Origin of the sequence: Hymenobacter citatus (assembly GCF_014333615.1) — a bacterium.
Classification (GTDB): domain Bacteria; phylum Bacteroidota; class Bacteroidia; order Cytophagales; family Hymenobacteraceae; genus Hymenobacter; species Hymenobacter citatus.
In genome coordinates, this window is the sequence record NZ_JACSCY010000027.1 from 16323 (window position 1) to 29625 (window position 13303).

General features: G+C 61.0%; 13 protein-coding genes. 9 read left to right on the top strand and 4 right to left on the bottom strand.

Annotated features, from left to right (window positions below; genetic code table 11):
- Nucleotides 1-2: 2 nt before the first annotated feature.
- Complete coding sequence (gene pncA / locus H8B15_RS20295) at nucleotides 3-614, bottom strand: bifunctional nicotinamidase/pyrazinamidase (protein WP_187321474.1); 612 nt, start codon at nucleotides 612-614, stop codon at nucleotides 3-5.
- Between the two features lie 228 nt (nucleotides 615-842).
- Here pncA and H8B15_RS20300 point away from each other — a divergent pair, with 228 nt between their 5' ends.
- From H8B15_RS20300 to H8B15_RS20310, 3 genes are all read left to right on the top strand, one after another.
- A complete protein-coding gene (locus H8B15_RS20300; RefSeq protein ID WP_187321475.1) occupies nucleotides 843-1829 on the top strand; it encodes a hypothetical protein in 987 nt (328 codons plus the stop codon).
- A gap of 82 nt (nucleotides 1830-1911) precedes the next feature.
- The gene (locus tag H8B15_RS20305; protein ID WP_187321476.1) at nucleotides 1912-2712 is read left to right on the top strand and encodes a PhzF family phenazine biosynthesis protein; all 801 of its coding nucleotides are present in this window, start codon (nucleotides 1912-1914) and stop codon (nucleotides 2710-2712) included.
- A gap of 154 nt (nucleotides 2713-2866) precedes the next feature.
- Complete coding sequence (locus H8B15_RS20310; RefSeq protein WP_187321477.1) at nucleotides 2867-4537, top strand: PNGase F N-terminal domain-containing protein; 1671 nt, start codon at nucleotides 2867-2869, stop codon at nucleotides 4535-4537.
- 63 nt (nucleotides 4538-4600) lie between these two features.
- Here the strand turns inward: H8B15_RS20310 and H8B15_RS20315 are convergent, their stop codons facing one another.
- From H8B15_RS20315 to ruvC, 3 genes are all read right to left on the bottom strand, one after another.
- Nucleotides 4601-5281 (bottom strand): hypothetical protein, encoded by a 681-nt coding sequence (locus H8B15_RS20315; RefSeq protein ID WP_187321478.1) that lies wholly within the window; start codon nucleotides 5279-5281, stop codon nucleotides 4601-4603.
- Nucleotides 5282-5301: 20 nt separating this feature from the next.
- Nucleotides 5302-6600: an LVIVD repeat-containing protein gene (locus H8B15_RS20320; protein ID WP_187321479.1), complete on the bottom strand. Its 1299-nt coding sequence runs from the start codon at nucleotides 6598-6600 to the stop codon at nucleotides 5302-5304.
- Between the two features lie 217 nt (nucleotides 6601-6817).
- Entirely contained in the window at nucleotides 6818-7438 is a 621-nt protein-coding gene (ruvC, locus tag H8B15_RS20325; RefSeq protein WP_187321480.1) for a crossover junction endodeoxyribonuclease RuvC, read from the bottom strand.
- Between the two features lie 147 nt (nucleotides 7439-7585).
- On the opposite strand from ruvC, the gene H8B15_RS20330 reads away from it, so the two are divergent.
- The 6 genes from H8B15_RS20330 to H8B15_RS20355 all read left to right on the top strand — a co-directional run bounded on the left by H8B15_RS20330 (nucleotide 7586) and on the right by H8B15_RS20355 (nucleotide 13220).
- On the top strand, nucleotides 7586-8626 hold the full coding sequence (locus tag H8B15_RS20330; protein ID WP_187321481.1) for a lysylphosphatidylglycerol synthase transmembrane domain-containing protein: 1041 nt from the start codon (nucleotides 7586-7588) through the stop codon (nucleotides 8624-8626).
- Nucleotides 8623-9882: a glycosyltransferase gene (locus H8B15_RS20335; RefSeq protein ID WP_187321482.1), complete on the top strand. Its 1260-nt coding sequence runs from the start codon at nucleotides 8623-8625 to the stop codon at nucleotides 9880-9882. Before H8B15_RS20330 ends, H8B15_RS20335 begins: the two co-directional genes overlap by 4 nt.
- A gap of 86 nt (nucleotides 9883-9968) precedes the next feature.
- Complete coding sequence (locus H8B15_RS20340) at nucleotides 9969-10466, top strand: c-type cytochrome (protein ID WP_187321483.1); 498 nt, start codon at nucleotides 9969-9971, stop codon at nucleotides 10464-10466.
- A 45-nt stretch (nucleotides 10467-10511) separates the two neighbouring features.
- Complete coding sequence (locus tag H8B15_RS20345) at nucleotides 10512-10799, top strand: hypothetical protein (RefSeq protein WP_187321484.1); 288 nt, start codon at nucleotides 10512-10514, stop codon at nucleotides 10797-10799.
- Nucleotides 10800-10801: 2 nt separating this feature from the next.
- Nucleotides 10802-11995, top strand: a complete 1194-nt coding sequence (locus H8B15_RS20350; RefSeq protein WP_343069191.1) for an ABC transporter permease — start codon at nucleotides 10802-10804, stop codon at nucleotides 11993-11995.
- On the top strand, nucleotides 11988-13220 hold the full coding sequence (locus H8B15_RS20355; protein WP_187321485.1) for a PP2C family protein-serine/threonine phosphatase: 1233 nt from the start codon (nucleotides 11988-11990) through the stop codon (nucleotides 13218-13220). The genes H8B15_RS20350 and H8B15_RS20355 overlap by 8 nt, the downstream gene beginning before the upstream one ends.
- Nucleotides 13221-13303: the final 83 nt, after the last annotated feature.

The window sequence follows — 13303 nt, forward strand, 5'->3', positions numbered from 1 at the left end:
CGTTACGGGAGTAAATCGGCGCTTTGGATCAGCTGGCCGCCGCGGTGCTGCACATCGGCGCGGGCGCCGGCGTAGCCCTCCGCGTCGATGGCGCGGGTGGCATCCTCGATTACATACGTGGCAAAGCCCTCGGCCAGCGCATCTTTGGCGGTGAAATACACGCAGTAGTCGGCGGCCAGGCCGGCCAGGTACACCTCCGTCACGCCCCGGCCGCGCAGGTAGTCGGCTAGGCCAGTGCTTTTTAGGTGACCGTTGTCGAAGAAACCGCTGTAGCTGTCGATTGCGGGGTTGGTGCCTTTGCGGAAGATGGCTTCGATGCGGTGCTGATCCAGCTGCGGGTGCAGGGCGGCGTCGGGCGTGCCCTGCACGCAGTGGTCGGGCCACAGCACTTGCTCGTGCCCGTGCAGCGAGATACGGTCAAATACGGCGTGGCCAGCGTGGCTGCTGGCGAAACTCTGGTGGCCGGCCGGGTGCCAGTCTTGGGTGGCTACCACTAACTCGAAGTGCGGTTGTAGGGCGTTGGCCAGCGGAATCACGGCGTCGCCATCGGGCACGGGCAAGCGGCCGCCCGGCACAAAGTCGGGCTGAATATCAATGAGCAGGAGTGCTTTCATATGGTACAGACAACAAACGTGGCAGGGCTGGCGTGGTAAGGGAGGCCGCCCGCGGCAAATTAGCCGACCTGCCGGAATTTCTCCTCCATTCGGCCACTCAAATCAAGCAGGCCAAGCCTGTTGCCCGCTGCCCTGCGCCATGTACGCTGCCGACTTTTCCGTGAAATTTCCCCCGTCACCCTGTACCTTGCCGCTGAGCTGTTGGTAGGCAGCAGTGCTAAAATGGGTATGAGACAAAGAATATCGTGGAGCGTCGTAGGGGGTAGGGTAGGTGTTGTGTTGGGCTTCAGCTTCTTGTTGGGGCATTCGACTGTGGCGCAGGTGCTACGCCAGCCTGCTGAAGCGCCGGCCGCGGAGGCCCTACCGGCCGGCTACGTGCGGATACCCAACACTCGTCTGTTGCTCCTGCCGCCCGCTGGGTTCAGCACGGCGCCGGGCTTCGCGGGCCTGCGCCACGGCAATGTGGCTGTGCAGGTATATGAGTTGCCGACCACCAACTACTACACCAACGCCGCCAGCTTCGGGCCGGCCAAGATTACGGCCCGCGGCGGCAAGGTGCTGGCCGACGATGCGGTGCAGGTGCAAGGCTACCCCGCCCGCTTGATCTGGGCTGAGCCGCAACCTACCCGCCGCAGCTACCAGCTGGCCTTTGGCGACTCTACCTTTGCCGTGCTGCTTACCACCACGCCCTACCCTGCTGCCGATACGGCCACCGGCGCGGCGCTGCGCCGGGCCCTGCTCTCGGCTCACTACGAGCGTGGTATGGCCGCCGACCCTTTTGCTCGCCTCGGTTTCACGCTCGACGACAAGGCCTCGCGCTTTGCCTTTGCGCGCCAAATGGGCAATCAGCTTATCTACACCCAAGCTGGCAGCCGCGTCGAACCACTCGGCAACGAGCCCGTCGTCACGGTCATTCCCATGCCCTTCAGCTCGGCCATGACGGCCGCCGACGTCGCCGATGACCTCATTACCACGTTGCGCCAGTACGGCCTCACCGATTACAGCGTGCGCCGCACGGCCACTACGCACCCCCACGAGCTGGAAAGCTACGAGGTGGAAGCCTACGGCAAACTGCGCGGACAAAAGGTGCTAATATTCCAGCAGGTGACAGTGCTGCGCAACACGGCTATTGCCCTGGAGGGTATCGCCCGCGACGACTACGAGACGAACTTAGCGGAGTTTCGAAAGCTCACCCAGTCTATCCGGAAGAAGTGATGAGTTGTCGCTACGCTAATGCAACCCATGGTATCTTCATCTGACTATTATTCACGGGTCATTCTACATTCTGACTGCTCACATGCTACTCCCCCTCTACCAAGTCGACGCCTTTACGGACAAACTATTTACTGGCAACCCTGCTGCCGTGTGTCCGCTCACCGAGTGGCTGCCCGTCGAAACCATGCAGGCCATTGCCGCCGAAAACAACCTGGCCGAAACGGCCTTTTTTGTGCCGCGCGAAGGCCAGGAGGGCGAATATGAAATTCGCTGGTTTACGCCCGTTGTGGAGGTAGAGCTGTGCGGACACGCTACGCTGGCCTCGGCCCACGTGCTGCTACGGCATCTCAATTTCAAGGGTGATGCCCTGACGTTTCATTCCAAAAGCGGTCCGCTACGCGTGCGCCAGCACGAGAGCGGCCGGCTCACGCTGGACTTCCCGAGCCGGCCGCCTCAACTGCTCGACGCGGTGCCAGAAGGCCTGCTCGCCGGGCTGAGCGCTACCCCCCAGCAAGTGCTGGCCGGCCCCGACCTAGTGGCGTTGTTTGCTTCGGCAGAAGAAGTGGCGGCCTTGCAACCCGATCAGGCCGCGTTGCTGCAAGTGCCTTACCGGGGCGTTATTGCCACGGCGCCGGGCAGCGGTGAGGTTGATTTTGTGTCGCGGTTTTTCGGGCCGCGTGTAGGCGTGCCCGAAGACCCTGTCACCGGCTCGGCGCACACTACCCTGGTGCCGTATTGGGCCGAACGGCTGGGCAAAACCAAGCTACGCGCCCGCCAGGTGTCGCCCCGCGGTGGCGACCTGTGGTGCGAGCTGCGTCAGGACCGGGTGCTTATCAGCGGCCACGCCGTGACGTATCTGAAGGGCGAGATTGAGGTAGGGTAGCAACCATTCGGCTTCGCAATGCGACTATTGCTGCGCTGCTTCTTGGCAACTATATGACTAGTAAGTGTCGACGGATGCCGGACAAAAGCCATTAAAAACCGATAATCCGCTATCCACAATCTACCTAATCTTGCCCGACCACTCCCTGATGCGAATGAGAAACATCTTCCTGCTCTTTGCTTGTCTGCTGTCCGCCGTGGCCAGTTATGCCCAACGTAGCGCCACCATCACCTACGACGTAACCTACCACGACAAAGCCGTGCCCGAAGGGCGCCTGCAATTGTTTATCGACGGGCCACGGGCGCACCTGCAACGGGTAGCCGATGCGCAGGCCAAAGAGCAGCAGTACCTGGACTACGCCGCCCAGCGCACCTTGCAGGTGCTCACCCTACCCAACGGGGGGCACTTGACGCAGGCCAAGGCCTTTAGCGCCTACGAGCAGCCCGAGCTGCAGCCCGATACAGCTACCATCCTGGGCTACCCTTGCAAGAAGGCCAAAGTCATTATCCGCTCCAACACGGTGGAGGTGTGGTATACCAACGCCCTACCCCTAAAGGGCACGCCCAGCATTGGGGTGGCGCCGGGTCTGGGGCTGATCCTGAAAACGGTCCGCAATGGCGAGCAGGCCGTCACCGCTACCCGCATCAAACTTGGCTCCGTCAAAAGCGCCGATTTGGCCTGGTCTACCCCGGCCACGATGGGCCCGGTGGTGGATGCCGCTACCTACAACCGTCAGGTGATTGACAGCCGGTTCACCACCATTCCAGTGTTCCGGCAGGAGCAGCTTTCCTTCGGCAACGACCAGCCCAACCCGGCGGCCGGGCAAGCCAACGTCACCTACCACTACGCCGGCGGCACGGTCATTCTCAAGAAAATCAAGCTGCCTGATTACAAAGCCGGTACGCAGATTTTGGCGGAGTTGTCGCAGTACTCCAACGGCGATGCGTACGACCGAACGGGGTCGGTGTTTATGATTCCGCTGGACAAGCAGCAGTCGTTTCTGAATGGCTTGCAACAAGGCGTGAAGGCCCTACCCGTGTATAAGGAGAAATACCAGGGCGTGGTGGCTACCGAACAGTACCTGCCCCCGCTGGAACTGATGCGCTTTTTTACCCCCTTCGGCGTGCGGGCCTACAACGCCGCTTCTACCATCAAAGGCTATAATTGGGCCGACTCGGCGGTGTTTCGGCAGGACGTGACCGAGCTGGCGCCCCGCTTGCAGGGCGAGGTGTGGCTGGGCGTGTTCATCGGCAACTACGACAAGGGCGGGCACAAGGTGAGTCTGCGCCTGCAATACTATCCTGGTGGCGGCTCCGATAAGCCAGCGCCTACCCCCACGGTGCTGCCGCTATTCAACTCTACCAACCTCATGGAAATGGCCGGGCAGGAGTACGGCACCATGTTCGGGCAGGACTCGCTGACTGTTACGGTGAACGTTCCGCAGGCGATGAAGAACGTGCAGCTGCGTTATATCACCACCGGCCACGGGGGCTGGGGCGGTGGCGACGAGTTCAATCAGAAATTGAACGAAATCTTCCTGGACGGCAAGCAAGTGTACCAGTTCATTCCCTGGCGCACCGACTGCGGCACGTACCGGCTGCTGAACCCCTCGTCCGGCAACTTCGGCACCGGCCTTTCCTCGTCCGATCTGAGCCGCTCGAACTGGTGCCCCGGTAGCCTAACGCCGCCCGTCTACATCCCCCTGCCCGACTTACCCGCAGGACAGCACACGCTCAAAGTAGCCATTCCGCTCGGCAAACGGGAAGGCACCGCGTTCAGTGCCTGGAACGTGTCGGGGTGCCTACTAGGCACGGCCAAGCAATAGAGTGATGCTCACTACCGCACGCGCTCGGCTGCGCCGAGTGAGTGCGGTAGTTCCCTTTCGACTTTATAGCTGCACGCCTATCTTCACGCCAGCCGGAAAGTAATATCCCCGGTGCCCGTAGTCGGAAGTACCGCTCTTGAACTGGGCCGCTACGGCATCCGACTGATTGTGCCGCTGCCGCCAGCCTACGCCCGCGTACAGATCCAGAAATACCCGGCCGGGTGGTAGGGGCGCCTGGTAGCCCACCGTAGCTGCCGCCCCGTAGCGGTTGATGGTGGTGCGGGTAGGAATGCGGCCGTACTCCAAGTACTCCAGGCCGTTGGGGCCTTTCACCTCACGCCAGCCCAGGGTAGGGTAAGTCATGCGGAAGTGCTGGAAGGTAGGGCCGTAGCTGAAGTAGAAGCCGGTGGGGTATGCCTGGCGGTTCGCCGCTCGCAGGTACAAGCGGTGGCGAAGCTCCGCACCCACGCCCCGCACCAATTCGTCGGGGTCGGAGGCGGCGTAGCCTGGCACATTGGGACGCCCGGCCGGGCCGTGGTACAGTTGTGCCGTGAGGGCTACGCTCTGCTGCGGGTGGCGCGGCAGGCCATACTCCGCCTCCAGCCAATAACCGCTCAGTACCACGTGCTGTGGCACTACTTTCAGCGCCAAAAAGCGGGCGGCGGGGAGTGGGGCCTGCTGGGCCGCTGCGGGTAGTGCCCCACTGGCCAGCAGGCCCGCGCAGGCCCACCTTATTAGTCTCACAAGACGAAAACGTGCGCGCACTAGGGTAGGGGCGTAATGGGCAACAAGCTCAGCTGCTCGAGCTTCGTGCCGGTGTAGCGGTATTGGTAGAGACCATCGGCGCCAATGGCTAGCAATAGGCCCGCGTGTGGAATCACGTCCGTCACCTTCACCTGAAAATGCTCTTGCAGCGTGAGCTGAGGCGTTTGCTGGGTAGAGAAGGTTTTCAAACCGTCGCTGTCGCACACAAACAGCTGCCCGTTGTCGACTCCCAGGCCCTGTGGTCCCGTCATGGGGTAGGTTTGGGCCAGGCGGGGCTTGTCGAGGCTGGTGAGGTCGATGACCTGGAGCTGGTTGGGGCCGCCTCCGCAGAACTGGCCGCTGCGTAGCGTTACGTAGGCGTACTTGCCATCCACTACCACCGGGTCGCAACTCACCACGTGCTGGTAGTAGGACACCTGGCGCGGAGCCTGGGGTGTGGCAGCGTCAAAAATATACATGCCCCGCTGCGTACCCAGGAATAGGTAGTGGTCATAGGGGAATATCGTTTCGACGCCAAAGGCCAGCTCTAGCTTGGCGCCCGCTACCGGCGACGCGGGCGTGCGCAGATCAAACAAGCGCAGGCTCTGGTTATCAACCGTATACAGCGTCTGGTTGAGGATGGTGAATCGGGCCAACGACCCGCTTTTCCCGGTCAGGTTGCCGGGTGCCGCTGCTGAGGCGTTGGGACTGTTGAAGAATACGTCTCTACCCCACCAGCCCCAACTAGTGGGAGGCGTGTTGGTACCGGGTGCCGGAATACTCACGTGCTGCCAGCCCACTACCACCGTGTTTTCGGGGCGATTGGTCGCGCAGTTGGCTGCCAGGTAGCCCATCGGCGGCAGCAGCTCCCGAAAAGCGTTACGCACGCGGCTGGTGATGCGGGGCGCCTGCACGTTGCTCACGTCCAGCGTCACCAAGTCGGGTCCGTTGTCGACATAGAGGTAGTTGTTTTGAATGGCCAGATCTATGTTGCCGGGCACGCGCAGAAAGCCTAGCGCTTTCGGATGGCTGGGGTCTTGATTATCAATTATATGCAGGCCCTCGTACAGCTCATTGACGAAGATGTACTTTCCCCACAGGTAGATTTTACCGGTCTTGTGCATGGCCCGCGCGGGCAGCACCGTTACGGATTCTTCCAGCGCCGTGCGCGTCATCAGCTGCGGGCAGTAGCCGTAAGCGGAGTTACTCCACATGGTGTCTGTGATGGACGGCTGCGGTTCCTCTTTATCGGCAGAAGAACAGGCCAGCAAACCGCTCAGCAGCAAACAGCTAAGCCAGCGAGTATAGGTTTGAAGCATAGGGATAATGAATGAAAAGTGAAATAATAAGTCCTGCTTTTTTGGTAGAGGCATCCGCTGCGAGAATGGTTGCAGGTCTATATGTGAATTTTATATATAGTTCGTTATAAGGCGCGTAGAGGCCTTCGGAGTAGCCGAGAGGAAAACTAGGTGCCGAGAATAGGGTGCTATTGAGTTTGCTGCTCGGGCACAATTTGAATGCTGGGGTAGGGGGGGGCTACCCCTTGGCCCGCACGGCTTTTTTGCCAGCCACGGGCGCAGCCAGCTTATCGGGGTTGTCGGCCAGGAACTTGCCCCAGCTTTTGCCGCCAGCTTTCTGGTTGTTACCCTTCTGATAGTGGTGGCACATGGCCACGGCCAGTGCGTCGGTGGCATCCAGAAACTTGGGGGCTTCCTCGATGGGCGGCAGTTGCAGGGTTTGGCGTAGCATATGAGCCACTTGCTCCTTACTAGCTGCGCCCGAGCCCGTTACCGACTGTTTTACCTTGGTAGGCGCATACTCCACATACGGAATCTGGCGCGACAAGCAAGCGGCAATGGCCACACCCTGCGCCCTGCCTAGCTTCAGCATGCTCTGGGCATTCACGCCGTAGAAAGGCGCTTCAATGGCCAGTTCGTCGGGCAGAAACTCGTCAATCAGCTCCACCATGCGGTCGTAGATACGCTTGAGCTTGAGGGCGTGGTTGGCCAGCTTCTTCATCTCAATCACGTCGTAGCGCAGTACCTTCACTTTGGAGCCCTGCACCTCAATCATGGCGTAACCCATAATCTGCGTGCCGGGGTCGACGCCCATGATGATTTTGGGCAGTAAATCGGTGGCGGCCAAGGGTGCGAGCATGAGTGGTGGGTTTGGGAGTCGGTGAGCAGTGGGAAGCAGCAGATACGTGTCGGCTTTCAGGTAGCAGTATCTGATAGAAACCAGTTCCCAACAACCAACAACTAGCAACTGACAACTAACTTGCCGGGCCAATAAGCTTTTTCTCTTTTGCCTCCCGACCCTCTACAAAACTACGCCCAAAAGCCGGATAATGCTGGCCGTCGGCGCAACTGGCTGGTGCTGGCAGGCAAATTACTCGTGACGCTGCTCACGCTGGGGCTGCTGTACTACTCCGTATTTGCCGATGCCGCCACGGCGGCGGCCTGGCGGCAACTGGTGGCCACCTCGCTCACAGGGGCGGGCCGCGGGCCGGTGCTGGCCGCGCTGGCGCTGGTACCCGTCAACTGGGGCCTGGAGGCCTGGAAGTGGTGGCGCCTGGCCCGGCACCTGGAGCCCGTCTCGTTTCGGCGCAGCTACCGGGCCGTGCTGGTGGGCCTCACCCTGGGCTTCGTAACGCCCAATCGGGTAGGCGACTACGCTGGCCGCATCATCGAGCTGAAAAGTCGGCGGCTGGATGCGCTGGGGGCCGTGTTTCTGGGCCGCTACTGCCAGCTGATTGCGACGGTGGCGGCCGGTTCGGTGGGCCTTGCGTATTTTCTGCTCCGGTTTTATCTAATAGGCTACCCGGCCACGCAGGTAGGCGTGGTGGTGGCTGTGTTGCTGCTGAATGCGGCCGTGCTGCTGCCGTATTACCGCTCGCGCCTGCTGCTGGCAGCCTTGGGGCTGGTGCGGCCGTTGCGCCGCTTCCGGCGGTTTCTGGCCGTCATGCCCAGCTACTCGGCCCGCGCCCTCACGGTGGTGCTGGCCATTGCCGGGCTGCGCTACCTGGTGTTCTGCGTGCAATTTGGCTTGCTGCTGCTGGCCTACGGTGCCCGGCCGGGGGTAGGCGAGGGGCTGGCCGCCGTGGCGGGCACGTTCCTGTTTAAGTCGCTGGTGCCCTCGCTCAACGCCCTGGCCGACGTGGGCGTACGGGAATTGTCGGCCACGCATTTGTTTGGGTTGCTGGGTCAGCCGGTGCTGCCGGTGCTTAGTGCAAGCCTCAGCCTGTGGGTCGTGAACATTGCGCTGCCCAGCGCGGTGGGGCTATTGTTTGTGCTGCAAGTGAAAGTGTTTCGCAAGAAAAAAGCCCGTCGGGCCGCGCATTCATGAAAACGAACTGGATAGGGGTAGGGTTGATAGCCGCGCCGTTGGTGTATGCCGGTGTGATGGTGGCCCTGCGCCGGGCGTGGACCTCACCCCCTAGCCCCCTCTCCGCAGGAGAGGGGGAACTAGTTTTAGCACTAGATTCTAGTGCAGATGAGTTCTTTTATTCTAAGCTAGAGCTAGAAGAACTAGCAGCTAGTTCCCCCTCTCCTGCGGAGAGGGGGCTAGGGGGTGAGGTTTTCAAGAAACCTCGCTTCTCCGTCCTCATCGCAGCCCGCAACGAAGCCGCTACCCTCCCGCACCTGCTTCACGACCTGAACCAGCAAACCCTACCCGCCGCGCAGTTCGAGGTGATTGTGGTCGACGACCATTCCACCGATGCCACAGCGGCCGTAGCTTCCCAAACTGCTACCGATTTCCCGCTTCACCTCATCCAGTTGGCCCAGCAGCCCGGCGCGCCTACCGGCAAGAAAGCGGCCCTGCAAGCCGCGCTAGCCGTGGCCCGCGCCCCCTGGGTGGTGTGCACCGATGCCGATTGCCGCCTCGGCCCCGACTGGCTCCGCAGCTATGTCCAACTCATTCAGCACGAGCCAGCTGTGCGCTTCATCAGCGGCCCCGTGCTGCTTACCGGCCCCGATACCGTACTGCACCGTCTAATGGGCCTAGAGTTTGCCGGCTTGGTAGGAGTAGGCGGCGCCTGTATCCAGGCGGGCTTCCCCACGATGTGCAACGGCGCCAACCTCGCCTACCGCCGCGACTCCTTCGCGGCCGTGCAGGGCTTCGTCGGCAACGAGCACCTGGCCAGCGGCGACGATGAATTTCTGCTGCACAAGTTGCACGCGGCCTACCCCGGTAGCATCCGGTTTTTGCAGGCAGAGGCGGCCGTGGTGCGTACGGCCGCGCCGCCTACCCTGTCGGCCTTGCTGCGGCAGCGGGTGCGCTGGGCCAGCAAGTGGCGCCACTACCAGGCCACCGCGCCGCAACGCCTGGCGGTGCTGGTGCTGCTGGCCAATGTGTCGTTGGCGGCCGGGCCGGTGCTGTGGCTGCAGCAGCCGGGCCTGGGGCCGTGGGTTGGCGCGGCGTGGGCACTCAAGCTCGGCGCCGATGTGTGGTTTCTCCGGCCCGTGCTGCGTCTGCTGCACCAGCCGCGGTGGCTGCGCATGATACCGCTGTTGCAGCTGGCCTACGCGCCCTACACGCTGGGGGTAGGACTGTTGGGCCTGCGCGGCGGCTACCAGTGGAAGGGGAGGCAGGTGAAATAAAAAGCGTCTTTTCCTTGAGAATATAACGCGCCTGATAGTACTTGAGGGAGTAAGCAACGAGCAGTAACCACTTCAGCAAATACACCATGAGTCAGGCAACGATACGCGGGGCATTAACGGTCGGGATGGGGGTAGTGGCGTGCGCTATAGGCGCAGTTTGTTTATCAGCAGGCGGGCTGTTGCACGAGCCGGAGGAGGTAGTGGAGGTTGGGTGGTGTGGAGTGGTCAGTACACCTGTTGCGCAAGAGGCAGAGTTACCCGAGCTGGCCTCAGAGGAAATGGCGCGCTACGCTGCTGGCGAAGCATTGTTTAGAGGTAATTGTGCGCAGTGTCATGCGGTGCTAGATAGGGTAGTTGGTCCTGCATTAGCCGGCGTTACCAAGCGTCGACCTGAAAAATGGATAACGCAGTGGGTGAAAAATTCAGCTAAAGTTGTTGCCAGTGGCGACTCATATGCAGTGAAGCTATACGCAGATTACGATCAGCAGCAAATGCCTAGCTTCGACATGTCAGACCAAGAAATCAAAGATATTTTAGTCTACATAGAAGTAGAGCAGGGCACTGGAGCAGTAGCCCGTAACTAAGCCAACTGCACGGCTGCCTGACTTTCTCCGGCCTCAACCCTATATTTGCTACCCTCCCCGACCTACACCATCCCCGTGACCGACGCCGAATTCGATATCTTAGACGAGCTATATTTCGTCACGCCTTTCGCTGAATTGAGCCGCAAAACCGGCCTTGCGGCCCCTGTGCTGGAAGAAAACCTGCGCAGTTTGCTGGAGCAGGACCTCATCCGCAGCTTCTGGCCCGATGCCGATACCGAGCTGGCCTACGAGCCTACCTCCTTCGGTGCCATCTGCCGCGATGCATTCTTTTTGGCTTCCAAGGAAGGCCTGCTGCAACACAACACCCGCTAGCTGTGGCTGCACCTACCGCTTCCGCGCCCACTGTAGCGGCAGCCGCCCGGCCGCCCGGCTACTACGTGCGGCAGCGGTTGCTGCAAAACCGGCCCGCCATGTTCGGGCTGGCGTTCATTGTCTTGTGCACATTGCTGGCCGTATTAGGCTACTGGGTACTGCCAGACAACTCGCCCAATGCCAACAACGGCTTGGTGCAGTTGCAAAAGGAGTCGCCAGGCTTTCAGGTCACCATTCTAAAGCTGCCGCTGCCCACGACCGGCCGCGCTGCGGCCACCAATAACCCATTGCGGACGTGGTGGCAGGGTAGGGCCCGCCGGTTTCAGGAAGTGCCGGTGGGCGGCCGTCCTACCTTCACCACCGACTCGGCCTTTTTTCCGGCTTACCAAAACCACAGCGCCCTACCCGACCCCCCGCGCCGCTACGCCCTGCGCCAACTGGCCGGCCGCGACGGCTCGCCCGCCGAGCTGCAACAGCTCATCCTCGATGAGCGTGTGGAGCAGCGCACCTACTGGCTGGGCACCGACAAAGCCGGCCGCGACGAGCTGAGCCGCTTGCTGCTGGGCACGCGCATCTCCCTGGGCATTGGCCTGGTGGCCGTGCTGATTTCGTTGGCCCTGGGCATGCTCATTGGGGCCGTGGCAGGCTACGTGGGCGGCTGGGTCGATAGCCTATTGCTGGGTCTGATGACGGTGGTGTGGAGTATTCCCGGTATCATGCTGGTTATTGCTATTTCGCTGGCTCTCAACAGCAAAGGCGTATGGGTGTCGTTTGTGGCGGTGGGCCTCACCATGTGGGTAGACGTAGCCCGCGTGGTGCGCGGCCAGATGCTGAGCCTGCGCTCCGCAACGTTTGTAGAGGCTGGCCGCGTATTAGGCCTACCCCAGCGCCGGCTGATAGCCCGCCATCTGCTGCCCAATATGATTGGCCCGCTGATTGTGCTGGCTACCAGCAACTTCGCGGCGGCGATTTTGCTGGAGGCCGGACTAAGCTTCCTGGGGCTAGGCGTGCAGCCCCCGGCCCCGTCGTGGGGGCTGATGGTAAACGAGGGGTTTCAGCTCCTGGGTACCGAGGCTGGGTTGTGGCTGACGCTGCTGCCTGGTCTGGCCATCAGCCTATTGGTGCTGAGCTTCAACCTGCTCGGCAACGGCCTCCGCGACGCCTATGATCCTAAAACACCCGTAGCAAATGTCTAAGTATATATCTCCCGAAAAGCGCCTGTTCCTAAAAGAGCGTGAGCTGGGGGCCCTGCTGGAAATCACCCAGGCCATCACGCTCGACTCGCCGGAGGCCGCGCTGTACAAAATATTTCAGTTCACCCTGCTCGGCCAGCTCAATATCCGGCGCATGGTGCTCTATGTGAAGGAAGAGGGCCAGTGGCAGTGTGTAGTGAGCTTTGGCAGCGGCCTGGTCGATTTTTATCGTCTTCCCCTACCCGAGCACATTCTGGAGCATAGCCCTACCCAGCCTGTACCCGTAGCCGACTTGGGACTGGGAACCGAATGGGAACAACTGGAGCTGCTGATTCCGGTGCAGCACCGCGGCGAAACGCTGGCCTACGTGCTCATCGGCAACGTGCACGACGACTACGTGCCCGAGGAAGCCACCAAATTCCTGGAAACGCTGAGCAACATTTTAATCGGGGCGGTGGAAAACCGTCGGTTGGGCCGGCAACGCGTGGCAGCGGCTGCTATGCGCAAGGAAATCGAAATTGCGCAGGAGGTGCAAACCATGCTGTTTCCGCGCAGCCTACCCAACGACGCAGACGTGGCCGTGCACGCCAGCTACGTGCCCCACACTGCCATTGGCGGCGACTACTACGACGTCGTGCCCATCAACAAGGAGCGGTTCCTGTTTTGCGTGGCCGATGTATCGGGCAAGGGCGTGCCGGCGTCGTTGCTGATGTCGAACTTCCAGGCCGGCCTACGGACGCTGCTACGCCAGCAGGCCGATCTGGCTACCATCGTGGCCGAGCTGAACAACCTGATTTACCGCAATGCCGTGTCGGAGAAGTTCATCACGGCTTTCTTTGGTATCTACAACCGCGCCACGCGTGAGCTGGAGTACGTGAATGCGGGCCACAATTCGCCCATCCTGCTCTGCGACGACCATCACCACGAGCTGCTGGCCGATGGCACCACGATGCTTGGTATTTTCGAGGAACTGCCCTTCTTAAAAGTGCAGCAAACCAAAGTCCCCTCCCGCTCCCTGTTACTCACCTACACCGACGGCTTAACCGAAGTGTTTGACCATGAGGTAGAAGAGTTTGGTGAGGAAGGTGTCCTCAACTTTCTGCGTCGCTCCCGCTACGTGCCGCTCCCTACCCTGCACCGCGAGCTGCTTCAGGAAATAGAAACCTATAACAGCGAAGGCAGCCACTTCGCCGACGACATCACGATTCTCACTTGCCGGTTTAAGTGAGATGGTGAGATGGTGAGATAGTGAAATGGTGAGTTTGTGAAGTTGTGAAAGCAAAGCGGCTGTCATCCTGAGCTTGCGAAGGA

Bases quoted from the DNA above. Each gene is read 5' to 3' on its own strand.
- pncA (WP_187321474.1), bottom strand. From the start codon at position 614: ATGAAAGCACTCCTGCTCATTGATATTCAGCCCGACTTTGTGCCGGGC.
- H8B15_RS20300 (WP_187321475.1), top strand. From the start codon at position 843: ATGAGACAAAGAATATCGTGGAGCGTCGTAGGGGGTAGGGTAGGTGTT.
- H8B15_RS20305 (WP_187321476.1), top strand. From the start codon at position 1,912: ATGCTACTCCCCCTCTACCAAGTCGACGCCTTTACGGACAAACTATTT.
- H8B15_RS20310 (WP_187321477.1), top strand. From the start codon at position 2,867: ATGAGAAACATCTTCCTGCTCTTTGCTTGTCTGCTGTCCGCCGTGGCC.
- H8B15_RS20320 (WP_187321479.1), bottom strand. From the start codon at position 6,600: ATGCTTCAAACCTATACTCGCTGGCTTAGCTGTTTGCTGCTGAGCGGT.
- ruvC (WP_187321480.1), bottom strand. From the start codon at position 7,438: ATGCTCGCACCCTTGGCCGCCACCGATTTACTGCCCAAAATCATCATG.
- H8B15_RS20335 (WP_187321482.1), top strand. From the start codon at position 8,623: ATGAAAACGAACTGGATAGGGGTAGGGTTGATAGCCGCGCCGTTGGTG.
- H8B15_RS20340 (WP_187321483.1), top strand. From the start codon at position 9,969: ATGAGTCAGGCAACGATACGCGGGGCATTAACGGTCGGGATGGGGGTA.
- H8B15_RS20355 (WP_187321485.1), top strand. From the start codon at position 11,988: ATGTCTAAGTATATATCTCCCGAAAAGCGCCTGTTCCTAAAAGAGCGT.